Origin of the sequence: Parvimonas parva, assembly GCF_016552165.1 — a bacterium.
Lineage (GTDB): Bacteria > Bacillota > Clostridia > Tissierellales > Peptoniphilaceae > Parvimonas > Parvimonas parva.
Map to the genome: position 1 here is coordinate 20,899 of NZ_JACVDA010000015.1, position 24,054 is coordinate 44,952.

At 30.5% G+C, this 24,054-nt stretch carries 24 protein-coding genes, 1 rRNA gene and 1 pseudogene; 10 read left to right on the top strand and 16 right to left on the bottom strand.

Annotated elements, in window-relative coordinates; all coding sequences use genetic code 11:
- Positions 1-33 precede the first annotated feature (33 nt).
- Positions 34-600: a type III toxin-antitoxin system ToxN/AbiQ family toxin gene (locus tag IBJ83_RS05935; RefSeq protein WP_201275747.1), complete on the bottom strand. Its 567-nt coding sequence runs from the start codon at positions 598-600 to the stop codon at positions 34-36.
- Between the two features lie 599 nt (positions 601-1,199).
- The gene (locus tag IBJ83_RS05940) at positions 1,200-2,315 is read right to left on the bottom strand and encodes an ATP-NAD kinase family protein (protein ID WP_201275748.1); all 1,116 of its coding nucleotides are present in this window, start codon (positions 2,313-2,315) and stop codon (positions 1,200-1,202) included.
- Positions 2,316-3,100: 785 nt separating this feature from the next.
- On the opposite strand from IBJ83_RS05940, the gene gcvT reads away from it, so the two are divergent.
- The 5 genes from gcvT to IBJ83_RS05965 all read left to right on the top strand — a co-directional run bounded on the left by gcvT (position 3,101) and on the right by IBJ83_RS05965 (position 10,155).
- Positions 3,101-4,204: a glycine cleavage system aminomethyltransferase GcvT gene (gene gcvT, locus IBJ83_RS05945; RefSeq protein ID WP_201275749.1), complete on the top strand. Its 1,104-nt coding sequence runs from the start codon at positions 3,101-3,103 to the stop codon at positions 4,202-4,204.
- 35 nt (positions 4,205-4,239) lie between these two features.
- Positions 4,240-5,583: an aminomethyl-transferring glycine dehydrogenase subunit GcvPA gene (gcvPA, locus tag IBJ83_RS05950; RefSeq protein ID WP_201275750.1), complete on the top strand. Its 1,344-nt coding sequence runs from the start codon at positions 4,240-4,242 to the stop codon at positions 5,581-5,583.
- A 1-nt stretch (position 5,584) separates the two neighbouring features.
- On the top strand, positions 5,585-7,033 hold the full coding sequence (gcvPB, locus tag IBJ83_RS05955; RefSeq protein WP_201275751.1) for an aminomethyl-transferring glycine dehydrogenase subunit GcvPB: 1,449 nt from the start codon (positions 5,585-5,587) through the stop codon (positions 7,031-7,033).
- A 447-nt stretch (positions 7,034-7,480) separates the two neighbouring features.
- Positions 7,481-8,497, top strand: coding sequence for an oxidoreductase (locus IBJ83_RS05960; RefSeq protein WP_201275752.1), 1,017 nt, complete (start codon positions 7,481-7,483; stop codon positions 8,495-8,497).
- 284 nt (positions 8,498-8,781) lie between these two features.
- The gene (locus tag IBJ83_RS05965) at positions 8,782-10,155 is read left to right on the top strand and encodes an alanine/glycine:cation symporter family protein (RefSeq protein WP_201275753.1); all 1,374 of its coding nucleotides are present in this window, start codon (positions 8,782-8,784) and stop codon (positions 10,153-10,155) included.
- A gap of 71 nt (positions 10,156-10,226) precedes the next feature.
- Here IBJ83_RS05965 and IBJ83_RS05970 read toward each other — a convergent pair whose 3' ends face one another.
- The 5 genes from IBJ83_RS05970 to IBJ83_RS08520 all read right to left on the bottom strand — a co-directional run bounded on the left by IBJ83_RS05970 (position 10,227) and on the right by IBJ83_RS08520 (position 12,619).
- Positions 10,227-10,616 (bottom strand): DUF2178 domain-containing protein, encoded by a 390-nt coding sequence (locus IBJ83_RS05970; RefSeq protein ID WP_057257220.1) that lies wholly within the window; start codon positions 10,614-10,616, stop codon positions 10,227-10,229.
- Entirely contained in the window at positions 10,606-10,815 is a 210-nt protein-coding gene (locus IBJ83_RS05975) for a helix-turn-helix transcriptional regulator (protein ID WP_201275754.1), read from the bottom strand. Before IBJ83_RS05975 ends, IBJ83_RS05970 begins: the two co-directional genes overlap by 11 nt.
- 142 nt (positions 10,816-10,957) lie before the next feature.
- Positions 10,958-12,223: a uracil permease gene (uraA, locus tag IBJ83_RS05980; protein ID WP_068474648.1), complete on the bottom strand. Its 1,266-nt coding sequence runs from the start codon at positions 12,221-12,223 to the stop codon at positions 10,958-10,960.
- 63 nt (positions 12,224-12,286) lie between these two features.
- The gene (locus IBJ83_RS08515) at positions 12,287-12,412 is read right to left on the bottom strand and encodes a hypothetical protein (protein ID WP_255353741.1); all 126 of its coding nucleotides are present in this window, start codon (positions 12,410-12,412) and stop codon (positions 12,287-12,289) included.
- 84 nt (positions 12,413-12,496) lie between these two features.
- Positions 12,497-12,619 (bottom strand): hypothetical protein, encoded by a 123-nt coding sequence (locus tag IBJ83_RS08520; protein WP_269902525.1) that lies wholly within the window; start codon positions 12,617-12,619, stop codon positions 12,497-12,499.
- A gap of 112 nt (positions 12,620-12,731) precedes the next feature.
- On the opposite strand from IBJ83_RS08520, the gene IBJ83_RS05985 reads away from it, so the two are divergent.
- Positions 12,732-14,144 (top strand): leucine-rich repeat domain-containing protein, encoded by a 1,413-nt coding sequence (locus IBJ83_RS05985; protein ID WP_201275755.1) that lies wholly within the window; start codon positions 12,732-12,734, stop codon positions 14,142-14,144.
- 195 nt (positions 14,145-14,339) lie between these two features.
- A pseudogene (locus tag IBJ83_RS05990) lies at positions 14,340-14,834 on the top strand (IS30 family transposase); the annotation flags it as partial.
- 140 nt (positions 14,835-14,974) lie between these two features.
- Here the strand turns inward: IBJ83_RS05990 and IBJ83_RS05995 are convergent.
- The 4 genes from IBJ83_RS05995 to IBJ83_RS06010 are packed head-to-tail and all read right to left on the bottom strand — an operon-like array spanning position 14,975 to position 17,668.
- Positions 14,975-15,199 carry a DUF3343 domain-containing protein gene (locus tag IBJ83_RS05995; RefSeq protein ID WP_068474646.1) on the bottom strand — a complete coding sequence of 75 codons (225 nt, stop codon included), beginning with the start codon at positions 15,197-15,199 and terminating at the stop codon, positions 14,975-14,977.
- Positions 15,199-15,405, bottom strand: a complete 207-nt coding sequence (locus IBJ83_RS06000) for a sulfurtransferase TusA family protein (protein ID WP_201275756.1) — start codon at positions 15,403-15,405, stop codon at positions 15,199-15,201. The genes IBJ83_RS05995 and IBJ83_RS06000 overlap by 1 nt, the downstream gene beginning before the upstream one ends.
- A gap of 15 nt (positions 15,406-15,420) precedes the next feature.
- Positions 15,421-16,521 (bottom strand): YedE family putative selenium transporter, encoded by a 1,101-nt coding sequence (gene yedE, locus IBJ83_RS06005; protein WP_201275757.1) that lies wholly within the window; start codon positions 16,519-16,521, stop codon positions 15,421-15,423.
- 4 nt (positions 16,522-16,525) lie between these two features.
- Positions 16,526-17,668: an aminotransferase class V-fold PLP-dependent enzyme gene (locus IBJ83_RS06010; RefSeq protein ID WP_201275758.1), complete on the bottom strand. Its 1,143-nt coding sequence runs from the start codon at positions 17,666-17,668 to the stop codon at positions 16,526-16,528.
- Between the two features lie 417 nt (positions 17,669-18,085).
- Here IBJ83_RS06010 and IBJ83_RS06015 point away from each other — a divergent pair, with 417 nt between their 5' ends.
- From IBJ83_RS06015 to pcp, 3 genes are read left to right on the top strand one after another with little or no spacing between them, the layout of a single operon-like run.
- A complete protein-coding gene (locus IBJ83_RS06015; RefSeq protein WP_201275759.1) occupies positions 18,086-18,775 on the top strand; it encodes a DUF969 domain-containing protein in 690 nt (229 codons plus the stop codon).
- Positions 18,756-19,757 (top strand): DUF979 domain-containing protein, encoded by a 1,002-nt coding sequence (locus IBJ83_RS06020; protein ID WP_201275760.1) that lies wholly within the window; start codon positions 18,756-18,758, stop codon positions 19,755-19,757. The genes IBJ83_RS06015 and IBJ83_RS06020 overlap by 20 nt, the downstream gene beginning before the upstream one ends.
- Before the next feature lie 10 nt (positions 19,758-19,767).
- Complete coding sequence (gene pcp / locus IBJ83_RS06025) at positions 19,768-20,409, top strand: pyroglutamyl-peptidase I (protein WP_201275761.1); 642 nt, start codon at positions 19,768-19,770, stop codon at positions 20,407-20,409.
- An 82-nt stretch (positions 20,410-20,491) separates the two neighbouring features.
- Here the strand turns inward: pcp and IBJ83_RS06030 are convergent, their stop codons facing one another.
- The 5 genes from IBJ83_RS06030 to rrf all read right to left on the bottom strand — a co-directional run bounded on the left by IBJ83_RS06030 (position 20,492) and on the right by rrf (position 23,952).
- Positions 20,492-20,743 (bottom strand): hypothetical protein, encoded by a 252-nt coding sequence (locus IBJ83_RS06030; protein ID WP_201275762.1) that lies wholly within the window; start codon positions 20,741-20,743, stop codon positions 20,492-20,494.
- Positions 20,744-20,944: 201 nt separating this feature from the next.
- Entirely contained in the window at positions 20,945-21,958 is a 1,014-nt protein-coding gene (adhP, locus tag IBJ83_RS06035) for an alcohol dehydrogenase AdhP (protein ID WP_201275763.1), read from the bottom strand.
- Between the two features lie 227 nt (positions 21,959-22,185).
- A complete protein-coding gene (locus IBJ83_RS06040; protein WP_231698885.1) occupies positions 22,186-23,073 on the bottom strand; it encodes a GNAT family N-acetyltransferase in 888 nt (295 codons plus the stop codon).
- Positions 23,070-23,441, bottom strand: coding sequence for a nuclear transport factor 2 family protein (locus IBJ83_RS06045; protein ID WP_201275764.1), 372 nt, complete (start codon positions 23,439-23,441; stop codon positions 23,070-23,072). Before IBJ83_RS06045 ends, IBJ83_RS06040 begins: the two co-directional genes overlap by 4 nt.
- A 395-nt stretch (positions 23,442-23,836) precedes the next feature.
- Positions 23,837-23,952, bottom strand: a 5S ribosomal RNA gene (rrf, locus tag IBJ83_RS06050).
- Between the last annotated feature and the right edge of the window lie 102 nt (positions 23,953-24,054).

Consider the following 24,054-nt stretch of genomic DNA (forward strand, 5'->3'; position numbering starts at 1 on the left):
ACTTCTCCAATGCTACACATATTCTATTTTTTATTATTTTGTACTATTCCATTTACTCATTGCATCTTCTAACTTTTCAAAATTGCAATTTGCCCTTCTCACAATACCTGTTTCTTTTTGATTGTTATATATTTTTTGCACCTTATTTAATACCTTATCTTTTATAGATAAACAAAACGCATATTCTTTTTTAAACAAGTCCTTATACCTATCATCGTCTAATTCGTCAAAAACTACCTGTTCATAATATCCGGTTGGAACTGGTATCATCTTTTTTATATCCAATATAGATAAAATGTGCATTTTTTCTGTATCAGAATAGTATTTATATATGTCTCCTTGAATAGATACACTATTATCTATAACTTCATAAATTATAAAATGTTCATCAGACACATTTTTCCATTTTTTATGTTTTTCCTTTGCTGAAGATACAGGAATAAAATAATTATAGTTCTCTATCCCAACAATCACACCAATAAATGGCTTAGTGCTATTTCTATATGATAGATTATAATAAACTTCTGAATCCACTTTATTTAGATATTCAAGATAATCAGAATCTACGGTATAAAATCCATACTTTAACGCTTCTATCATAAGTTCTCCTAAAAAAACAGAGAGGTTTTATCCTCTCTGCCAACTTTAATGCTTCACCTTTGGTACATAGGTAGTGAGACACCTTCTTTAATGTTCCACCTTTTTGGTAGCGGGACACCATATCTTTTATGAAATTATAGCAAAATTATTTTCAAAAGTCAAATACAACTATTTTGATTATTCTCTTGCCTATATCTTATCTGTATTTATATTATACCCCATTTTCACCGAAAAATTAGCTTGAAACAAAATATTATTAAAATTTTTATTTTGTATGATTCAAATTCCTCAGACCACTTTTTATAGTTTAAGCTGTATTATACTTTTTGATACCTATTTTATCATTAAATCTCTAAAACACCTTTCTTGTAATAAAAAAGAGATAACATTTCTGCTATCTCTTTCAAAGTTTCATTATTAAAATTTTCTTTCAGCTAAAATCTCCTTAAAATAAATCTTCCAGCTTGTCAACATTACCTTGATATGAAAATCCACATTTTATTGCAATTTTTCTGGTAGCAATTTGTCTTTTATCACATTTAATAATCACACTTTTCCCGACAGACTTAGCTTTTTCTAATCCTTAAAGTCATCTCTTTTTACTCATTATCAACCAAAATCATTTTTTCTCTTTCGTATCCAATCTTTACTCTGTAATAGCCTTTTAGTTTTTTGTCGATTTCTTCGTCCATTGTGTAGGCTACTAAATGTCCTGAGGTTATACTTTGTAATTTTCCGTTTGTTGCAATGATGATAATATCTTTTTTATCTATCTTTCTTAATACATTTGCACTTAGTTGTTGATTACCACGTCCAAAAACATAGCCTTGTCCACCCATTGGAGTTACAACTAAGATTGCTCTTTCATCTCCGATTGTGTCAAGTATATCTTTTTCGTTACAGTCTTTCTTAACAAGTTTTTTATTTTTTATTATGTCAACACCAAGAACTGTATATGGCAAATTCAATTCCTTCATAATATACATAGGTGTCGTTCCTGATCCGATTATATAAAAAACATCGTCCTTCATATCATCAATTATATCACAGGCGATTGAAACTTGTGCATCATTATCAGATTGTGGCGTTTGTGATTTTTTATTTTGTAAATATCTTTGGTCGAACGGAACTTTTAAATATCCGTAAAGCCTAACCTCTACTCTATCATCTCTAAAAGCATCTTCGTCAATATCAACAACATCTTTTTCTATAACAGGAAGAGGGGCTCCGTTTATAACTTCAAAAAGCAAACTTCCGGCTTGTTCGGGTGTATTTCCATAAACAGGAGAATGTATCTTAACTCCGGCAGGAACTCCAATTACGGCAATCTTATCTTCAATAACAGAGTAAATATCTCTTGCCGTTCCATCTCCTCCAACAAAGAAGATTAATTCAATATCATTTTCTAAAAAATATTTTAAAAGTTCTTTAGAATCTGTAACGGAGGATTTTTCAGATGCGTTATAAACAACTTCATAATTTAGTCCAAGCTCTTCACATTCACTCTCGCCCATAAGCCCACTTGCTGTATATATTTTAAATTTATCTTTAAGTTCAACAACTTTGTTTAATGCTTTTTTTGCTTTTTCCGGCGCCTCTTGAACTGCACCAAGAGAGATTGCTTTTTCCAAAACATCTCTTCCGTCAGTTCCTTTAAGACCAACTCTACCACCCATTCCGGCAATAGGATTTACCAAAAGTCCAATTTTTTTCATAATTTTCTCCTTTACCTAAGTTATTTTTGTTTTCAATGGCTTTATACCCCAAAAATAGCCGTGAAAATATTTTTATCATTTTGATTTTGTTTATTCATATAATTTTTTACAAAAAAACTCCTTTAAATTAAGTATTTACAATTATTTTATCATATTCTAAATATATTTAACAGTTATATTTTATAAAAATTTAATTTTTTTGTATTTTTTTGACCAACGTTTTTATAATTTTAAAAAATGCAAAAAAGTTTTTATTAAGAAAAAAGTATTTTCTATACAAAATTTACAAAATTTATATAGATTGACAATTAGTCATTATTTTTAAGTAATTTCAATGTTTATAACATATTTTTTGTAAAATTAAAAAATCTTTATAAAAAAATCAATATTTTTTATTTTTTTTGTAAAATATTTTTTAAAAATTAATATTTTTTATTTTTTTATTAGTAGTTATATTACTTATTGTCAATTATATCGATATAATTAAAGTACTTTAAAAAATTTTAAAAAAAGTATTTTAAATTTTAATTAATTAATAAATTTTGGGGGTATATTTTTTGTATATTATAAATCTATAAGTTAAAATTAAAACGTTTTTATTTTAAAAAATTTATTTTTTGTTAATTTCGTTAAAATAAATTTTAGTTCAATAAAATACTTTTTATAATTTTGTAAAAAGACTATTGTAATTTTTATTTTTTTATAATATAATTACATTAAAGAAAAATATTATCTTTTATAAGTTAGATAATTGGTTTCTATTAAAATTTAAGGAGGAATTTGATATGGCACAAAAAACACCATTATACGAAAAACACGTTTCATACGGAGGAGAAGTTGTTGACTATGCAGGTTGGCTATTACCTGTTAAGTATGAAGGATTAGCACCGGAACATCACGCTGTTAGAAATGACGCAGGTTTATTCGATGTTTCACATATGGGAGAAATTACTGTTAAAGGAAAAGACGCTTTCGACTATGTAAATCATTTAATTACTAACGATTTAACAACTATCGGTGATGGACAAGTTATTTACTCTTTACTATGTAACGAAAAAGGTGGAGTTGTTGATGACTTACTTGTTTACAGAAAAGGTCAAGATGATATGTATATCGTAGTAAATGCTGCAAATACAGATAAAGACTTTGCTTGGTTTTTAGCTCAAAAAGGAAATTATGATGTAGAAATCAAAAACATTTCAGCTGAAACTGCACAAATTGCATTGCAAGGTCCTAAAGCTGAAAAAGTATTGCAAAAATTAGCAAAAAATGTTGATTTAGCAAATGACATTAAATTCTTCACTTTTAAAGAAAATATAACTCTTGGCGATTGTGGAGATAAATTCTTAGTTTCTCGTACTGGTTATACAGGTGAAGACGGATTTGAAATCTACGGTTGTGGAGAATGTATGAATAAATTATGGGACGCTATCCTTGAAATCGGTAAAGAAGACGGAGTTAAACCTTGTGGTTTAGGTTGTAGAGATACTTTAAGATTCGAAGCTGCTCTTCCTCTTTATGGAAATGAAATGGACGATGTTATCACTCCTCTTGAAGCAAGTCTTGGATATTTCGTTAAATTAAAACAAGAAGCTGACTTTATCGGTAAAGAAGCATTAACTAAGATGAAAGAGGCAGGTGTTCCAAGAAAATTAATCGGTCTTGAATTAAAAGGCAAAGGTATTGCAAGACATGGAGCAAAAGTATTCAAAGGCGAAGAAGAAATTGGATTTGTTACAACTGGTTACCTTTCTCCAACACTTGGAAAAACTATCGCAAATGTAATAGTTAAAACTGAATATGCAGAAGTAGGAAACGAAGTTGAAGTTGAACTTAGAAACAAGAGAGTTCCTGCTGTATTAATTAGTAAAAAATTTCTTAAAAAATAATTAAAAACAATTTAAAAATAGGAGGTAAATTCTATATGTATCCTTATATTTCTCTAACAGAACAAGATGTTAAAGAGATGTTAGATAGCCTTGGTATTAATTCTGTTGAAGATTTATTTTCAGATATTCCTGAAGAATTAAAATTAAAAAGAGAATTAAATATTCCAAAAGCAAAAAGCGAATTAGAAGTTTCTAACTATCTAACAAAATTAGCAAAAAAGAACGCATCTTCAAGTGATTATCCAACATTTTTAGGTGCAGGCGCTTATGACCACTATATTCCTGCTGTTATTCCAACAATTATTGGTAGAAGTGAATTTTTAACTTCATACACTCCTTACCAACCGGAAATCAGCCAAGGAACTCTACAATATATTTTTGAATTTCAAACTATGATTTCAAACTTAACTGGTATGGATTACGCAAATGCATCATTATATGACCAAGGAACAGGTCTAGCAGAGGCGGCTATTATGACTGCTCATCATGCTAAAAAGAAAAAAGTTTTGGTTTCTGAAGCTATTGCTCCATGGTCAAGAGAAGTTTTAAAAACATATCTTCATGCTCAACATATTGAAATGGAAGTTGTTAAAACTTGCAACGGTGTAACTTGCATCGATGATTTAAAAGAAAAATTAAATGATGAAATTGGAGCTGTTTTAGTTCAAAATCCTAACTTCTTCGGTAATATTGAAGATGTAACTAAGATTTCCGAACTTGCTCATGAATTTAAAAAATGTTATTCAGTAGTTTCTGTTGATCCTTCTTCTTTAGGAGCTTTAAAGAAACCTTCTGAATGTAATGTTGACGTAGTTGTTGGTGAAGCTCAATCATTAGGTATTCCTGTTTCATTCGGTGGACCATACTTAGGATTTATGGCTGTAAATAAAGATTTCTTAAGAAAAATTCCTGGAAGAATAGTTGGACAAACTCTTGATAGAGATGGAAATAGATGTTGGGTTCTTACACTATCAGCCAGAGAACAACATATAAAGAGAGATAAAGCTACTTCAAATATCTGTTCTAACCAAGGTATTAATGTTTTAACTGCTACTATTTATATGGAACTTTTAGGTAAAACTGGACTTAAAGAACTTTCAAAACAATGTATAAAGAAATCTCATTATCTTTATGAAAAACTTTTAGCAACTGGAAAATTTGAAAAAGTTTTTGATGCTCCATTCTATAAAGAATTTGCATTAAAGGCTAAGAAACCTGTTTGTGAATTAAATAAAAAATTATTTGAAAATGGAATAATCGGTGGTTTCGACCTTGGAAAACACTATCCAGAATTAGAAAATGTAATTATGTTTGCAGTTACTGAAAAACGTACTAAGGAAGAAATTGACAAACTATGTAAGGTATTGGAGGAAGCATAATATGAAATACGATAAATTAATATTTGAACTATCAAAGCCTGGCAAAATTGGTCATAAATTACCAGAACTAGATGTTGAAGATGTATGTATTAAAGAGCTAATTCCAGCTGAACTTTTAAATGACGGCGAAATTGATTTACCTGAAGTTGCTGAACCTGAAGTTGTTAGACACTTTGTAAATCTTTCAAATAAAAACTTTGGTGTTGATACAGGATTCTATCCATTAGGTTCTTGTACAATGAAATATAATCCAAAAATTAATGAAGCTATGTGTGCTCTTCCTGGTTTTGCTAATCTTCATCCAAATATTTGTGAATGTGGCGCTCAAGGTGCTCTACAATTAATTTACGAACTTGGAGAAGCATTAAACGAAACTTCAGGTATGGACGCTTGCACATTGCAACCCGCAGCTGGAGCTCATGGAGAAATCACTGGTATTATGCTATTTAAAGCATATCATGAAGATAACAAAGATTTCCAAAGAGATAAAATTATAGTTCCTGACTCAGCACATGGAACAAACCCTGCAACTGCAACAATGGCAGGATATAAAATTATAGAAATTAAATCTTGTGAAAGTGGATTAGTTGATATTGAAGCCTTAAAAGCTGCTGTTGGCGATGACACTGCAGGTCTTATGCTTACTAACCCTAACACATTAGGTTTATTCGAAAAAGAAATTCAAGAAATCACAAAAATCGTTCACGAAGCTGGCGGTTTAGTTTATTATGACGGAGCAAATGCAAATGCAATTTTAGGTCATGTACGTCCTGGAGATATGGGATTTGATGCAATCCATTACAATCTTCATAAGACATTCTCTACTCCTCACGGTGGTGGAGGTCCGGGTGCCGGATATGTTGGATGTAAAGATTTCTTAAAAGACTTCTTACCAGTTCCTATTGTTGTTAAAAATGGAGAAAAATACAACTTCTCTTATGATGTTCCAAAGACATTAGGAAAGATGAAAGATTTTTACGGACACTTTGGTGTTCTTGTTAGAGCTTATGCTTATATTTTAGCTTTAGGTGCTGACGGACTTAAAAAATCAAGTGATTATGCAGTATTAAATTCTAACTACTTAGCAAATCAACTAAAAGATTACTACAATTTACCTGAAAATGTTAAATTCAAACACGAATTTGTACTTGGAGGACTTAAAAATCCTAACGGACTTGTAACTCTTGATGTTGCTAAGAGATTGATAGATATGGGATATCACCCACCAACTGTATATTTCCCATTGATTGTTAATGAAGCGATGATGATTGAACCTACTGAAAGTGAATCAAAAGAAACTCTTGACGGTTTTGCAAAGGCTTTAATTGAAATAGCAAAAGAAGCTGAAACAAATCCTGAAGTAGTTCATGCGGCACCTCATAATACAGATATTAAACGTCCTGATGAAACATTAGCCGCTAAAGATTTAGTATTAAAATATGTAAAATAAAATAATGAATATTAAAAAAGCTGTTGTGATTTTACAACAGCTTTTTCATTTGCAAAAAACATTGGAATACAAGACCTCCCCCAAACGGATTTAGAAAACGAATTATATTCCAATATATCTACATTAAAGAATATTTTTGATTAAATAATTTTAGACTTTTTTACTTCTATTTTTCTTTCTATTTACAAAAACTAGAGCTAATGAACTAACAATCAATCCACCAATACCAAAACTTGCAACAGAAGTTTTTTAAGATTTTTTGTTTTTACATCTTAATTTTAACCGACAAACCTTTAATCAAACTTAAAAATATATCGATAATTAATAAACAAAAAATTTTTTTATTCTTTTTATATCAAAGTTATGTATTCTTTAAAAAAATAAGTAATTTATTTTAAAATAAAAAATTTTAGGGTATAGATTAAACATAAAATTTAGGAGGTATTTATGAGTAAACTTTTAAGTCCTATGAAAATAGGTAGAAATATATTTAAAAATAGAGTTGTTATGGCTCCAATGTGTATGTTCCATTCAAAAACAGTTGATGGAGTTTTAACTAAAGAACATTTTGACCACTATGTTGCAAGAGCATTGGGTGGCGTTTCAGGAATAATCGTTGAGGCAACAATGGTAAATCCTACAGGTGGTATCAGAAAAGTAGATTTAGGCTTATACAACGAAATTCAAATGAAAGCATTTAAAGAACTTGTGGATAGAGTTCATGGCTACGACTGTAAAATAGGTATCCAATTAAGCCACGCAGGAAGAAAAGCTGATTCATCTTATGAAGAAATAATTGCACCAAGTCCTATTTCTTTCTCCAACGAAAAAGCGCCAAGAGAATTGACTAAAGAAGAAATAAAATCCTTACAAACGGATTTTGTAAACAGCGTAAAACTTGCTAAAGAATCAGGTTTTGATTTTGTAGAAATCCACGGAGCGCATGGATATTTAATCAGTCAATTTTTATCTCCACTTTCAAACCAAAGAACTGATGAATATGGTGGAAGTGTAGAAAATAGATATAGATTTTTAAAAGAAATTTTAAATGAATTAAAAAACATAGATATTGATATTCATCTTAGAATTTCTGCAAATGAATATGACGAAAACGGAAATAGCTTAGATGATATTATAAAAATTTTACAATTTGCAAAAAAAGATGGAGTTGTATTCAACAGCATTTCAAGTGGTGGTCTTGTTCCAAGCAGTCCATTGGTTTATCCGGGTTATCAAGCAGAATTAAGTAGAGAAATCAAAAAGTGCGGTCTTGTAGTTTCCGCTGTTGGACTTTTGGAAGATTATGGACTTTGCGAATACTTACTTCAAAGCAACGCCTGTGATATGATTTACCAAGGAAGAGCCTTACTGAAAAATCCTAACTGGGTTTATTGTGCCGGTGCTTACTTTAAAGAAAATGACAAAATAGAATACCCACTATACTCTTATTCAGTTATAAAATAATTTTTAATCTCTTGATTTACTTCAAGAGATTTTTTTATGGAAAATATACTTGTTTTTTCGTGTAAAATCAGTTCAACTAATTATCATAATAAATCCAATTATATGAAAATAATTCGCATTAAAAATTCAATTTTTACACTTTATTTATACTTTTAATTCATCAATATTTACAAAACTATTTTCTCATTATGTCCCTATTTTTAAGAGCTAAAGTTGTATAATATATTTAAAGGAAACATTAGTACGTTATAGTGTTTCAAAAAATTTTATTTGAGGAGAATTTTATGGAATCATTTATTTCAGTATTATCAAAATTTGCCAGTTGGCTTTGGGGACCACCTCTTATGATTTTGTTAGTAGGTGGAGGGATTTTCTTGAGCTTAAGACTTGGATTTTTCCAACTTCGTTATTTCCCATATATTATGAGTCAGACATTTGGAAAAATGTTTAGTAAAAAGAAAGATGGAGAAGGAACTGTTTCTCCATTCCAAGCAGCAACTGCCGCTCTTGCATCATCAATCGGTGCTGCGAACATTGTAGTTGTCCCTTCCATTATTTTTATCGCAGGTCCGGGTTCAATTTTCTGGATGTGGCTTACAGCAATAGTTGGTCAAGCAACAAAATTTGGAGAAATTGTTCTTGGTATTCTTTACAGACAAAAGAATGAAGAAGGCGAATATGTTGGTGGAGCTTGTTACTACTTACAACATGGTATTGGTGGAAAAGCAGGTAAAATTTTAGGCTCACTTGTAGCATTTTTCTTTATGATTGAAATTTTACCTTCAATTACATTACAGACACTTTCTGCCAGTGGCCCATTAGAACAATTGGGCATTCACAAATATATAGCGATTGGACTTGTATTTGCTTTAGTAGTTTTGGTTGTATATGGTGGAATCAAAAGGATTGGTCAAGTAACTGAAATGTTAGTTCCATTTATGGCTCTAATATATATAATTTTTGGAATTATCGTTCTTGCAATAAATATAACAAAAGTTCCTGAGGCTTTTAAAATGATATTTGTTGGTGCTTTCAATCCAACAGCAATAGCCGGTGGTACTGCAGGTTGGGCAATAAAAAAAGCCATAACAAACGGAGTTGCTCGTGGAGTTTATTCAAACGAATCAGGTATGGGTTCTGCTCCTTATGCACATTCAACAGCTGTTACAGACCACCCTGCAAGACAAGGAATGTGGGGAATTTTCGAAGTATTTGTTGATACAATCATAGTTTGTACTATGTCTGCTCTTATAGTTTTAACAACTGACATCTGGAAAAATCCGGAATACAAATCAATAGCCGTAGAAAGAGCATTTAATTCAATTTTTGGAAGTCTAGGTAGTGCCATAGTTTCTATATCATTATTCTTATTTGTACTTTCAACAATTATCGTAATTGTATTCTATGTTGAAAAACTTGCAGAATACTTATTTGGAACAAAAGTCGGTAAAATTATGAGATTTGTTGCAACAGCTATGATAATATTGGCAGGTGTTCTATCTTTCGAAAAAGCAGGAGTATTTTTAGATTTAACACTAGGTCTTGTAGTTATACCTAATATGATTGGAATAATACTTATGAGTGGCAAAATAAAAAAAGCAAAAGAAGAGTTTTTCCATACAGAAGGAAAATTTTATCTCAAGGATAAAGTAAAATAACTTCCTTAAAATTTATTAAAAAGAAAAAATCCAAGTAAAACTCGGATTTTTTTCTTTTTAATATAAAACTTCTAAAGTCTTTTTTCAAAATAATTACTCGCTAAAATCAAAAATATTGGAGCAAATACAAGAAGTCCTCCTGTAAAAATAGCGGGAATATAGTAATCATAAGCTATAAATATAACTGTAATAATTCCAAGCAAATACATATATATTTTAAGAACTTCATTTCCCACTTTTTCTTTTATTCTTACATTTCTTTCATCTTCCATATTAATCTTATAAAATTTATCTGTTTTTAAAAGTTTATTATGATATAAATTAACAACAGATATACTTGTAATAGAGGAAAAGCACATTATTAAAACAGTTTGTAATGGTTTGTTTTCTCTCAAGACAAAAGAAATTACAAGCATAACAAGTCCAAACAAAATTCCTAAGTAACAAAATTTATTTTTCATCATCTTCCTCCTTATAAATAAAAATCTCCTCTATGCTCATTTCAAAAAAATTGGCAATTTTAAATGCTAATATAATTGACGGATTGTAACGTCCGTTTTCTATTGCTCCTATGGTCTGCCTACTAACTCCGACAGCTCTACCAAAATCTTCTTGATTTATCCCTCTTTCTTTTCTAAGAAATTCTAATTTATTTTCCAAACAAAACCTCCTTATGTAAAGGAAACTTTCCTTTTTATTTATTATACTATCTCATTGCAAAAATGTCAAGTAAACTTTACATTAAAAAAATCTCGCCAATCACAAATGAAAGCCGAGATTTTTTACAAATCATAAAACGAGGTTATTTGTTATTTGTAAGTCCAAATTTGTTTAAGAAGTGGAATGTTAAACTTAAAATTACTGCAACCATACTTGCCAGTACCATTCCTTTTAATTGTATTCCAAAGAAGTTGATGCCTATTCCACTAAGTCCTGTTATGAATACAACTGAAGTCAAAATTAAATTTTGGCTGTTTGAATAATCAACCTTTGAATCTACTAAAAGTCTTATCCCTGAAGTTCCTATCATTCCGTAAAGCAAGAATGTTACTCCTCCGATTACATTTCCCGGGATACTTTGTATTAACATACTAAGTGGCCCGATAAATGCCATACAGATTGATATTACAGCTGCCCCTGCGATTACATAAACAGAGTAAACTTTTGTAACTGCCATAACTCCGATATTTTCTCCGTAAGTTGTTGTTGGAACTCCACCTACAAGAGCTGATAACATAGTTGAGAAGTTATCTGCAAAGATACTTCTGTGTAACCCCGGGTCCTCTAAAAGATTTTGTCCTATTATATTACTTGTTACAACTTGGTGGCTAATATGTTCTGAAGTTATTACAAGTAGTGCAGGTAACATTATCAAAGATGCCTTCAAATCAAAAATTGGAAATTGAAATTGTGGAACTGTAAATAATGTTGTAGTTGTAACAGAACTAAAATCTATCATTCCATAAGCTAAAGCCGAAATATATCCAACGATAATTGCAATAAGGATTGGAATGGTTCCTAAAAATTTTCTAAATACAACAGAGCCTAAAATCGCAGTTATAATAGTAATCAAAAATACACAAACATCAGCACTTGTTGAATTTTGAGTTAATATATTTGCTCCTATCTTTCCACCGTTAATTGTTGCTCCTGCAAGTTCAAGTCCTATAAGTGAAACAACGGCACCCATGGCAGCTGGTGGAAGAACAATATTTATCCAATCCGTTCTAAATTTATAAATCAAATAAGCTAAGACACAACCTAAAAGTCCTGTCGTAGCAAATGCCCCTAAAGCATATCTGTAACCCATTGTATTTATAATTACAGTTCCAACTCCAAGAAAAGCAAAACTTGAGCCAAGATAAGCTGGCGCCTTTCCTTTTGTAATAAAAATAAATAATAGTGTTCCTATACCGTTCATCAAAAGAACAATACCGGGATTTACATTAAAAAGAATTGGAACTAAAACTGACGCTCCAAACATTGCGAAAGTGTGTTGCAAACTAAGTGGCAACAACATAGCCGTAGGAACCTTGTCCCTTACACCGATAATACCTTTATTATTCATAATTCCTCCTTTGACCTTGCTCTTTAAAAACATAAAAAAAATGAAATAACAAAAGTTATTTCATTAATAATTGAAAAAAATATTTTTAAAGACAAAAAGTTCATTTTTAAAGTTCAAAAAAGAAGTCGTTAAAACGGGATTAGAAAAGTTATATATTTTTTCTTTAAAAAACTTAACTAAATTTGTCATAACATACCTCCTTAAATTTATCTTGATAATTATATAAGATAAACGATAAAAAGTAAAGTCTTAAATTACATAAATTTAAAGTTTTTAATTAAATTTTTCTTCTTTTACTATCTTCTTACCTTCCTTATCCAAAATCAACACCTCATCTGAAATATACTTTATCACCCTCATATCGTGGCTAATGAAGATTATAATTTTGTCTCCCATACTAATAAGTCATAGATAAAAAATAAAAAAATGTAAAAAACTATTGACAATATATATATATACATATAATTTAAATATATGACAAAATGTAAAAATAAAAAATGGAGGTAAAATGAAAATGAAAATGAAAAGGATAATGGGATTTTTTCTTGCTCTAGTGATGTTTATGGGTTGTCTGCCACTTAACACCATAGAAACCTATGCAGCAGAAGGTGATGTCGCCATTGATGAAACACACTTTCCGAATGAAAATTTTAGAAATTATGTAAGTCGTGAGTTTGATACAAATAAAGATGGCAAGTTAAGTAAGTACGAGTTAGATAAGGTTGAAGAGATTAAGATAGCCAACACTTCTTTAGTTTATTCTTTAAAAGGAATTGAATATTTTAAAAATCTTACTAAATTGATTTTTTATGGAAACTATCTAACAGAGTTAGATGTAAGTAAAAACATAAATCTTACTACATTGCATTGTTATGGAAACAGACTAACAAGTTTAGATGTAACTAAAAACACAAAGCTTATTACATTGTATTGTTCTGAAAACAATCTAAAAGAGTTAGATGTAAGTAAAAACATAAATCTTACTCACTTGGGTTGTTCTAACAACAAGCTAACAAGTTTAGATTTAAGTAAAAACACAGAGCTTACTACATTGCAGTGTTCTGGAAACAATCTAACAGAGTTAGATATAAGTAAAAACAAAAAGCTAAGATTTAACCCATATAATGTAGAAAAGATGGAAGTAATAAAACAGCCAGAACTAAACTACACAGAAGGAGCAAAACTAGACCTATCAAGACTTGTAGTAACATTAACAGACGAAAACAAAATAACAAAAGATGTAGCATTTAAAGACTTTGAAACATATAAAATCACAACAAATCCTATAGCTGGAACAGCTTTAACATTAGCAGATAATGGAAAAGCCATAAAATTAACAAAAGATTTGTTATCTGGACAAACAAACACATTAACTGCACAAACAAATACATTAACAGTAAAGGAAAAACCAACACCAACACCAACACCTAAACCAGACAATATTGGAAAATGGAAAAAGAACGATACAGGTTGGTGGTATGAAAACTCAGATGGAAGTTATCCACAAAGTGAATGGAAAAAGATAAATGGAAGTTGGTATTATTTTGGAAATGACGGATATATGTTAGAAAGCCAATGGATAGGAAATTATTATGTAGGCTCAAATGGAGCAATGCTTGTAAATACAACAACACCAGATGGATATAAAGTTGATGAAAACGGAAAGTGGATAGAAGAAAGACAAGCAATGTGGAAAAAGAACGATACAGGTTGGTGGTATGAAAATGCCGATGGAAGTTATCCACAAAGTGAATGGAAAAAGATAAATGGAAGTTGGTATTATTTTGGAAATGACGGATATATGTTAGAAAGCCAATGGATAGGAAATTATTATGTAGGCTCAAATGGAGCAATGCTTGTAAATACAACAACACCAGATGGATATAAAGTTGATGAAAACGGAAAATGGATAAAAAATTAAAAATATAGTTATGTTTTTTATTTGATAGAAAGTTCCTAAATTGCAAGAATGAGACTGTGTAAAATTTTGTGTATAGAAACCTCCTGATTAGGGTAAAGAAAAACTAATCAGGAGGAATTTTTATGCCAAGAAAGAGACCAGAAACAAAATTAAACAAAATTTCTAAGATGTTAATCGAAGAATATGTATAAAGGAAAAAGAGGTATTGTATTAGGAAAATCTATAGAAGAAAGACCAGAAAGTATAAATAATAGATTAGAAATAGGACATTTTGAAATAGATACAGTTATTTTAAGAAAAGAAAAAGGTAATTGTTTACTAACACTAACTGATAGAAAAAGTAGATTTGAAATAATAAGATTAATACCTGATAAGACATCAAAATCAGTAAATAAAGCATTAGAAGAAATCCTTAAAAAATATAAAATAAAAAGTATAACAGCAGATAATGGATTAGAATTTGCAAGACTTTATGAGGTATTTGACTATGAAAAAATCTACTATGCTCATCCGTATTCAAGTTATGAAAGAGGAACTAATGAAAATCATAATAGACTAATAAGAAGATTTTTGCCTAAAGGAACAAAAAATACTACTCATCAAAGAGTAGCATTTATTGAAAATTGGATTAATGACTATCCTAAAAAAATATTCAATTACAAAACGCCTAGAGAATTATTTTTATGTGGCGATTTATTTTTGCAATTTAGGGTTTGCTTTTCAACCTTTTTTTCTGCAGGTTTTTCTGCTGTTTTACCACAAGCAGTTGCAGTTAAGCAAAAAGCCATTAAAAGAGCTAATTTTAAATTTCTCTTCATAAAAATCTCCATTTATATTTCTTTACATTCTTCCCATTCTATATCTTCCTTTTCTAAAAGTTCTAAAAGCTGGGGTTTTAAAATGGGATTGCACTCCCATGCAATCCCACAACCTGCTGATAAAACTCTTGGTACAGGGACAAGTTTTCCTAAAAGATTATTTTCTTTACATACACTTTCAGTTGCCATTGCCTCTGCAGAAGTATAAAATGTTATATACAGCTTAGTTTCTTTCATTATTCTACAATAATTTCAAAGTCTAAGCCAACTTCTTTAACGGAAGTTTTCTTTCCTTGACTACAAGCGAAATGTTCGATATTTCTTACAACATGAGCCTCACTAGCTAATACTTTATATGTTTCGTTCTTATTTTCTTTAAGGGCATCTTGTAAAATTAAAACCGGTTCCGGACAAGATAATCCTCTAACGTCTAATTCTTTCATATCTATCTCCTTAAATTAATTTTTTTCCTTTTTTAATCCATAAAAAGCTACTATGAATAAAGCGATTATTGAAATAATAACAAATATTTGTCCATTTATTCCAGGGCCACCTGCTGCTGCTTTAATTCCTTTAGCTGTATTTTCAACAGCTGCTGCGCCTGCTGCAATTTTGAAGTTATGAGCAAATGCTGCACCAACGAACATACCTAGAACAGTTACAACTGAATCTGATGAACCGGTTCCTGCAAGAACTAATTGTCTTAATGGGCAACCACCAAGTAATACTGCACAGAATCCAACTGCATACATTGATAAAATATTCCAAATAGTTTGAGCGTGAGCGATTGGTCCAAAAGCAACGAATTTAAAGTTGTTAGTAGCTAAGTTATATCCTAACATAACGATGAAGATTCCGCCAATTACTGAGAATAATCTAAAGTCTTTTAGTAAGATAATATCTCTGATTGAACCAGCAAAACACATTCTGCTCTTTTGAGCGATGATACCGAATACAAGTCCAACAGCTAAAGCTACATACCAAATAGCTCTCATACTACCGGGTCCTTTTTTACTGAAAACGAAAAGTGCAGGAACGGCGATAGATAGAGCAAAAAGTACAAGTACAACTATTGGTAAAGCATATCCATTTTCTTTTTTGATTGTATAAGCTCTTCCTAAACTAAATCCCTTTCTTAAGAAGAATGCACCTGTTGCAATCCCTGCTATAAAGCCTACAAGTCCAACGTATGAACTAATATCTCCGGCAGACATTCTTAAAATCATTCTTAAAGGACAACCTAAGAATACTAAAGCACAACACATCATTATTACACCAAGGAAAAATCTGATAACCGGTGAAGAACCGGCAGTTGATCTATATTCTTTAGTGAATAATGAAATTAAAAATGAACCTAAAATAATACCTACAATTTCAGGTCTAAAATATTGAACTACTTCTGCATTTTGGAACTTCATAGCACCTGCAGTATCTCTAATAAAACAAGCTATACAAAAAGCCATATTTTTCGGATTGCCTAAATATGCAAGTAAAGCAGCGCCAAGACCTGCAATAATTCCTAAAGTCAACAATCCCTTTTTAGTGTTAAAAAAACGCATTTGACTACCTCCTATCATCTATAATTTTTTTAATTGCGTTTATAGCAAGCCTTACCTCATCGATAGAATTTGTATGAGAAAAGCTAAATCTAACCATACCCTGCTCAACAGTACCAAGCGCCTTATGTATAAGCGGAGCACAATGTGCACCCGGTCTTGTTGAAATTTTAAAATCTTCATATAAAATATTACTAACCTCTGAAGAATCCATATCTGAAATATTTAAAGAAACTATCGGAGCTCTAAAATCCGTTTCAAAATCTCCATAAACCTTAACCTCAGGAAATTTTATAACGCCGTCATAAAATTCTTTTGCAAAACCAGTAGAAATTTTTGTCAAATTTTCCATTCCATTTCTTAAAATATAGTCGATAGATGCGTGAAGTCCTGCAATCCCATGTGCATTAAGAGTTCCAGCCTCAAGTCTTGTCGGCATCTTGTCAGGTTGAAATTCGTCATAACTGTGAGTACCACTACCTCCGACGATAAAAGGTCTTATGTAAACACCCTCTCTAACACAAAGAGCTCCCGTTCCTTGTGGTGCAAGCATTGACTTATGTCCCGTAAAACAAAGCACATCAATATTCATCTCTTGCATATCGATATTAAAAGCACCAGCAGTTTGAGAGGCGTCAACTACAAAAAGCATTGCATTACTCTTACAAAAATCTCCAACCTTTTTTAAGTCGGTAATATTTCCTGTAACATTTGATGCGTGAGTTAAGATGATTGCCTTTGTATTTGGCTTAACAAGACTTGGAATATCATCAAGCTTAAGCACTCCATTTTCAAAAACATCAATATAACTAACAGTAACACCTCTTTGTTTCAAATAATTTATAGGACGTAAAACTGAATTATGTTCAGAAACAGAAGTGATAATATGGTCGTTTCCCGAAAACAAACCATTTATAGCAATGTTTAAACTCTCAGTTGCATTTTTTGTAAAAACAACTTGACGAGAATTACCCACATTAAACATCTTTGCAATTTTCTTTCTAGTTTCAAAAATAATTCTGTCCGCACTCAAACTCTCCTCATGAACACCACGAGAAGAATTTCCAAAATATTTAATCGCATTTACAACTGCATCGATAACTTCCTTAGGCTTGTTCTTAGTAGTAGCCGAATTATCAAAATAAATCAAAATTACACCCCTATCAAAATCACAAAACATTTCATAAATATATCAATATATATTATAATTATATATTAAACTGTTAGTATTGTCAAATTTTATACATATTTCTATAAAAATATCTATATCGATTATATTTACTAATCAATTTTTATAATCAAAAATTTCGACTCTTAGAAACGTTGAAATAACTCGATTTTAAAAAAATATTTTTTGCTAATTATTATATTTATATAGAAAAAATTAATTAATTATATTTTTTAATGGAATTCATATAATGACTTAATACTCTTTAAAAATCCTAAAAATTATGCTATACTATTTTTAATTACTTATATGTTTATATCGCAAAAAAAGTTATTTAATTATTGTATTAAAAACTTTTTTTGAAAAATAAGTAATTAAAATATATTGTAGGAGGAAGATATGCAAAATTATTTAGTTTTAATCGGTATTGTAATTATTGTTGTTGGTTTTGTATTAAAACTTGATGTAATTTCTGTAGTTTTAATTGCAGGCTTCGCAACAGGTCTTGCCGGTGGAAAAGGCATCGTAGAAATATTGGATATTATAGGTAAAGGTTTTGTATCCAACAGATATATGAGTTTGTTTTTTACTACACTTATAGTAATAGGCATTATGGAAAGAAATGGTCTTAAAGAAAAAGCGGCTGACGGAATTAAGAAAATTAGAGGTGCAAGTGCCGGTTTGGTTATTTGGTTGTATTTATTCATTCGTTGGATTGCAGCAATATTCTCATTACGTCTTGGTGGACATATTCAATTTGTTCGTCCTTTGATTTTACCAATGGCAGAAGGTGCGGCTACTAAGACTGTTGACCTTACAGAAACTAAACTTGAAGACTTAAAGGGTTTAGCGGGTGCCGTTGAAAATTACGGTAACTTTTTCGGACAAAATATATTCCCCGTTTCTTCAGGTGTTTTACTTATCGTTTCTACACTTAACGATAAAGGACATGCTGTAACAGGTGCTCAAATAGCTTACTATTCTTTATTTATAGGTATTGCAATGATAATTTTATCAGTTATTCAATGCTTCTTATTTGAAATGAAACTTAGAAAGGTTGGTGGAAAAGATGTTAAAATGGATAAGTAGTAACACATTTTTTATTGACGAATTTATTTACATTCTTTGCGGATTGATTTCAATTTTAACAGCTTTTAGAGGCTTAAAAAATAAAGAAGCAAGAATTGGTACATTTTTATTCTGGTTTTTAGTTGGAATTATCTTTGCATTCGGAGGATTCTTGGTTAAGTACCTTCCAGAGCAAGGTGGTGTTATTGTTGGAGCAATGCTTCTTGTTTGTGGAGCTCTTACTCTTACAAAACAAGTTAAAATCGGTGAATTTACACCTCCATCAGATGAAGAAAGAAGAAAAAATGCTAATAAAATCGGTTGGAAAATATTTATTCCTGCATTAATTATGGCATTTCTTGGATTTTTAATGTCACAATTCAAATCTTTTAAATTCATAATTGGAACTAATGATAAAGGTAAAGATATAATTTTCGGTTTTTCAACTGCTCAAGTTTTAGGTTTCTCAGCAATTATCGCCTTTATAATTGCGATACTAATTGTAAAACCTAAAGTTGAAGAAATGAAAGAAGACACTACAAGACTTTTAATGCAAGTAGGTGCATCAAGCTTATTACCACAACTTTTAGGTGCTCTTGGTATTGTATTTACAGCAGCAGGTGTTGGAAATATAATTGGAGAATTTGCAGGAAGTATCGTTGGTGGTGGCGGAAGAGTTGCCGGTGTTGTAGCATATTGCTTAGGTATGGTAATCTTCACTATGATTATGGGTAATGCATTTGCTGCTTTTACTGTAATTACAATCGGTGTTGGTATTCCTTTCGTAATCGCTCAAGGCGGAAACCCAGCAGTAGTAGGAGCACTTGGTATGACTTGCGGTTACTGTGGAACACTATTAACTCCAATGGCTGCAAACTTCAACATAGTTCCGGGAGCAATTCTTGAAACAAAAGATAAATATACGATTATTAAAACACAGGCACCTATGGCTCTTGCGATGATTTTAGTTCATATCGTGCTTATGTTAGTAATGGCATTTTAGGAGGTTATAAATGAAAATTTTAGTTAGTGGATTTGATCCATTTGGAGGAGAAAAAATTAATCCTGCAATTGAATCTGTAAAATTATTACCAGATGAAATTAAGGGAGCAAAAATAATTAAAGTTGAAATTCCAACAGTTGCTAGAAAAAGTCTAAAAAAACTTGAAGAAGTAATAGAAGTAGAAAAACCAGATGTAGTTTTAAGTATAGGACAAGCTGGTGGAAGACCTGATATTACAGTTGAAAGAGTTGGAATTAATATGGACGACTTCAGAATAAAAGATAATGAAGGAAATCAACCTATTGATGAAAAAATTGCTGAAGATGGACCTGATGCATATCTTGTTACTATTCCTATCAAAGCAATGGTTCAAAAAATAATTGAAAACAAAATCCCTGCTTCTGTTTCAAACACAGCCGGAACATTTGTTTGTAACCACGTTTGCTATGGAATGGCTCATCTTGCAAAAACAAAATATCCTAATATGAAGACAGGATTTGTTCATATTCCATTTTTACCTGAACAAGTTGTAGATAAGAGAAATATGCCATCAATGCCTTTAGAAATGATTGCAAAAGGATTAGAATATGCAATAGAGGCGATTATAGAAAACAAAGAAGATATAAAGGTAGAAGGCGGAGCAACACATTAAAAAAAAGGCAAGTTTTTACTTGCCTTTTAAAGTGCAGACAAAACATTAGTTTTGTCTGTGCTTTTTTTATGTATTTTTATTTTTAGTTAAAAATTACTTTAGAATTTATTAAAATCTTAAATTTTATATAAATTTCTCTGAAAATTAAAAAATTAGGTCTCTTTCTACCTAATTTACTCATCATATTTGCTAATTTTTTCATATTTTGGCACGCAAAAGTTAGGAGAGCTTTTATTTGCATTTTTGCTTTCTCTTTCTCAGTTGTACTTTCTACTTTTTTTATTATTTCTTTTCCATTGGTGGGACTTAATTCCTTTTCCCTTTTAATTCTCATATTTTTTTATTTCTTCATTTAATTGACTATGATATTTCTTTCTATCTTTACTTCTATATTCTTATGTCTATTTGCATGTGTTTTATATTATTATACCACTTTTTAACTCTTTTCTCCACTAAAAAAGTGCCAATGATTTCTCATTGACACCTTTGTCATCATTCTGAAGGCAAGTTTTTACTTGCCTTTTAAATATTCAAATTACATTTTCATATCAATAACCATACGTCCTTGAATTTTTCCTTCTTCCAATTCAGTAAAAATATCAATCGCATCTGTTATCGGTCTTTTAGTTACTACAGGAGTAACTAAACCTTCAGCTCCAAATTGAAAAGCTTCCGCTAAATCTTTTCTGGTTCCTACAAGTGAACCGATTATTTCAATTCCGTCCAATACAGTTTTAACAATCGGAACATCCATTGTTTCTGAAGGTAATCCTACAGCAACAACTTTTCCTGCAGCTCTTACTGAATCTATGGCTTGATTAAAAGCAACTTTTGAAACAGCAGTAACGACTGCACTATGACAACCTCCAATATTTTCTTGAATATATTTTGCAGGATCTACATTTTTTCCGTTAAGAACAATATCAGCACCACATTCTTTTGCAAGAGCTAATTTGTCATCATTAATATCAATGGCAACAACATGAGCATTGAAAACTTTTTTAGCATATTGAACTGCTAAGTTTCCAAGTCCCCCTGCTCCATAAAGAGCAATCCATTGACCCGGTTTCAAACAGGCAGCTTTTATCGCTGCATAAACAGTAACTCCGGCACAAGTAATACTACTTGCTTGAGCGGGATCAAGCCCATCAGGAACTTTAACTGCATAATCGGCAGTTGCAATACATTCAGTAGCCATAGCTCCATCAACTGAATATCCAGCATTTTTTACAGTTCTACAAAGAGTTTCTTTTCCTGTATTACAATAATCACAACATCCACAACCTTCAAAGAACCAAGCAACACTTACCCTATCTCCAACTTTTAAAGAAGTTACTCCTTCACCTAATGTTTTAACAATACCAACACCTTCATGACCTAAAACACGTCCCGGTACTTTCCCGAAATCTCCTTTAGCAACATGCAAATCCGTATGGCACACACCACAGTATTCAACATCAATCAAAACTTCTCCATAACCTGGCTTTCTTATGTCTTTTTCTACAACTTCCATCCAAGTTCCTTCTTTATTTACTACAACAGCTTTCATAAAAATACCTCCTTTATTGAATATGTATATCATAATTATATATCTTTAAATAACAATTGTCAACTACTTATGCAAATTAATTTTATTTTGTCTATTGATAAAGTGATTTTTAACGAATAAATATCTATTTTTTAAAAAAATTGTTATTACCCTTTAAAAATATATTCACAATTTACACTAAAAAAACTATTGACATAAAAAATATCAATAGTTTTAAATTTTCTAATCTACATAATCTTTTTATCATAACCAAGTCTTTCAAGTTCTCCTTGCAGAACGACTTCGCCGGTATATTTATAACCACAGGATAAAATAAAATTTCTCATCTTTTTATTATCCTTATGAGTATCAATCCTTAAATCTCTTTTCTTTCTTTTAGCAAAATTGTCTATATAACACATCATTTTTTTACCAAAACTTTGTTTTTTATAACGATTTGAAGTTGCAACCTTATGTATGCTAAGATAAGGAATAGAAGTATTCCACTTTCCACTTATATTTTCGTAGTCCTCGTCAACACCCTCAACCAAACAAGCAGTAGAAACTATCGTTTTATGATATTCTAAAACATACAAATCAACGCCCAAATGTTCATCAATATCTTCAAAACTTGGAACATACTTTCCTTGCCATTGGTCAACACCATCATCTTTTAAAGCCTTTGAGCCCTCAAGATAGATATCCAAAATAGAATCTCTATCTGTTTCATCAGCCATTCTGAATTTTAAAATTTCATACTTCATATTAAAAGAAATAAAAAATGAAAAGAAAATTATACTAAAAAATAATAAAAAGAAAATTATTCCAACAAAATATTTTATATTAAATTTAAAAATATAATCTAAGAATAAATATAAAAACAAAAATTCAAACTCAAAATTTAAAACTTTTAAAATATTTAAAATATTTTTATAAAATTTATTTGAAATTGTATAGCTTACTGAATTTATATACTTAAAACCGAGCCTAAAAACAAATTCTATTAAAACTAAAACCAAAAGTAAAATATAATCGCCAACAAAAACCTTAAAAAACAGACCTAAAACAAAAATAATTCCCAAAATGGAAAGTTTTATGTAATTGATTATTTTTAAATCACAAAATGTATTCATCATTTTATCCTAACTCCTATATTTTTTTCTACTCTCCACTCAGGAATATTACCGTCATCTCCCCAATATTCATCTAATTTTGAAATTTTTTCGTTTTCTATTTCAATAAATGAATTTACATGAAAAGATGAAGTTTTTGAAACATTAAAAACTCTAGCAACCACAATAAATAAATTACCTATTTGCTCGATTCTTTCAATTTCTCCACTCCATTTATCAGGATATTCACAATTAGCCCTTATAAATTCATCAACAGTAAATTTTTCATTTGTATTATGCCAACAAATATAAGCATTTTCGTTAAAAAATTTCTTAATCTCAAAAGCATTTTGACTTAAAACAGCATTATAAAATCCATAAATATCAAACATAATTTACCCCTTTTTCTTATTTACTTATAATTATATCTTAAACATTAATTATTCACAATATTTTTATACAAAAAAATCACTCTTTCGAGTGATTTTGATTTGTTTGGCTGTTTTCTAATCTCCCAATACGAAATGTATTAGTACCTTCGACGTTTAGGAGCTTTCGCAGTCGAAACTTGCCATTTGTTTCACAAATGGAGTTTCTTTGCATCTGACCTACGACGCAATCATAGATTGCTGTTAGGTCATTAACTTCCGTGTTCGAGGTGGGAACGGGTATATCCTCTTAAGCTTTCCACAGCCATACTTTTTTTGTTTAATTTTGCTGTTAAGCTCTGAGCTTTCTCTATATTCTTACCAAAACAAAAAATCACTCTTTCGAGTGATTTTGATTTGTTTGGCTGTTTTCTAATCTTCCAATACGAAATGTATTAGTACCTTCGACGTTTAAGAGCTTGACTTCCGTGTTCGAGATGGGAACGGGTATATCCTCCTAGCTATCACAGCCATACTTATTTATTTTGTAATATATTTCATTGAAATCCTCTAATTAAAGAGTATATATTTCTGGTCAAGCTTTCGATTTATTAGTATCAGTTAGCTTTGATGTTGC

Coding starts and splice junctions, on each gene's coding strand:
- IBJ83_RS05935 (WP_201275747.1), bottom strand. CDS start 600: ATGATAGAAGCGTTAAAGTATGGATTTTATACCGTAGATTCTGATTAT.
- IBJ83_RS05940 (WP_201275748.1), bottom strand. CDS start 2,315: ATGAAAAAAATTGGACTTTTGGTAAATCCTATTGCCGGAATGGGTGGT.
- gcvT (WP_201275749.1), top strand. CDS start 3,101: ATGGCACAAAAAACACCATTATACGAAAAACACGTTTCATACGGAGGA.
- gcvPA (WP_201275750.1), top strand. CDS start 4,240: ATGTATCCTTATATTTCTCTAACAGAACAAGATGTTAAAGAGATGTTA.
- gcvPB (WP_201275751.1), top strand. CDS start 5,585: ATGAAATACGATAAATTAATATTTGAACTATCAAAGCCTGGCAAAATT.
- IBJ83_RS05960 (WP_201275752.1), top strand. CDS start 7,481: ATGAGTAAACTTTTAAGTCCTATGAAAATAGGTAGAAATATATTTAAA.
- IBJ83_RS05965 (WP_201275753.1), top strand. CDS start 8,782: ATGGAATCATTTATTTCAGTATTATCAAAATTTGCCAGTTGGCTTTGG.
- IBJ83_RS05970 (WP_057257220.1), bottom strand. CDS start 10,616: ATGAAAAATAAATTTTGTTACTTAGGAATTTTGTTTGGACTTGTTATG.
- uraA (WP_068474648.1), bottom strand. CDS start 12,223: ATGAATAATAAAGGTATTATCGGTGTAAGGGACAAGGTTCCTACGGCT.
- IBJ83_RS08515 (WP_255353741.1), bottom strand. CDS start 12,412: ATGACAAATTTAGTTAAGTTTTTTAAAGAAAAAATATATAACTTTTCT.
- IBJ83_RS08520 (WP_269902525.1), bottom strand. CDS start 12,619: ATGGGAGACAAAATTATAATCTTCATTAGCCACGATATGAGGGTGATA.
- IBJ83_RS05985 (WP_201275755.1), top strand. CDS start 12,732: ATGAAAATGAAAATGAAAAGGATAATGGGATTTTTTCTTGCTCTAGTG.
- IBJ83_RS05995 (WP_068474646.1), bottom strand. CDS start 15,199: ATGAAAGAAACTAAGCTGTATATAACATTTTATACTTCTGCAGAGGCA.
- IBJ83_RS06000 (WP_201275756.1), bottom strand. CDS start 15,405: ATGAAAGAATTAGACGTTAGAGGATTATCTTGTCCGGAACCGGTTTTA.
- yedE (WP_201275757.1), bottom strand. CDS start 16,521: ATGCGTTTTTTTAACACTAAAAAGGGATTGTTGACTTTAGGAATTATT.
- IBJ83_RS06015 (WP_201275759.1), top strand. CDS start 18,086: ATGCAAAATTATTTAGTTTTAATCGGTATTGTAATTATTGTTGTTGGT.
- IBJ83_RS06020 (WP_201275760.1), top strand. CDS start 18,756: ATGTTAAAATGGATAAGTAGTAACACATTTTTTATTGACGAATTTATT.
- pcp (WP_201275761.1), top strand. CDS start 19,768: ATGAAAATTTTAGTTAGTGGATTTGATCCATTTGGAGGAGAAAAAATT.
- IBJ83_RS06030 (WP_201275762.1), bottom strand. CDS start 20,743: ATGAGAATTAAAAGGGAAAAGGAATTAAGTCCCACCAATGGAAAAGAA.
- adhP (WP_201275763.1), bottom strand. CDS start 21,958: ATGAAAGCTGTTGTAGTAAATAAAGAAGGAACTTGGATGGAAGTTGTA.
- IBJ83_RS06040 (WP_231698885.1), bottom strand. CDS start 23,073: ATGATGAATACATTTTGTGATTTAAAAATAATCAATTACATAAAACTT.
- IBJ83_RS06045 (WP_201275764.1), bottom strand. CDS start 23,441: ATGTTTGATATTTATGGATTTTATAATGCTGTTTTAAGTCAAAATGCT.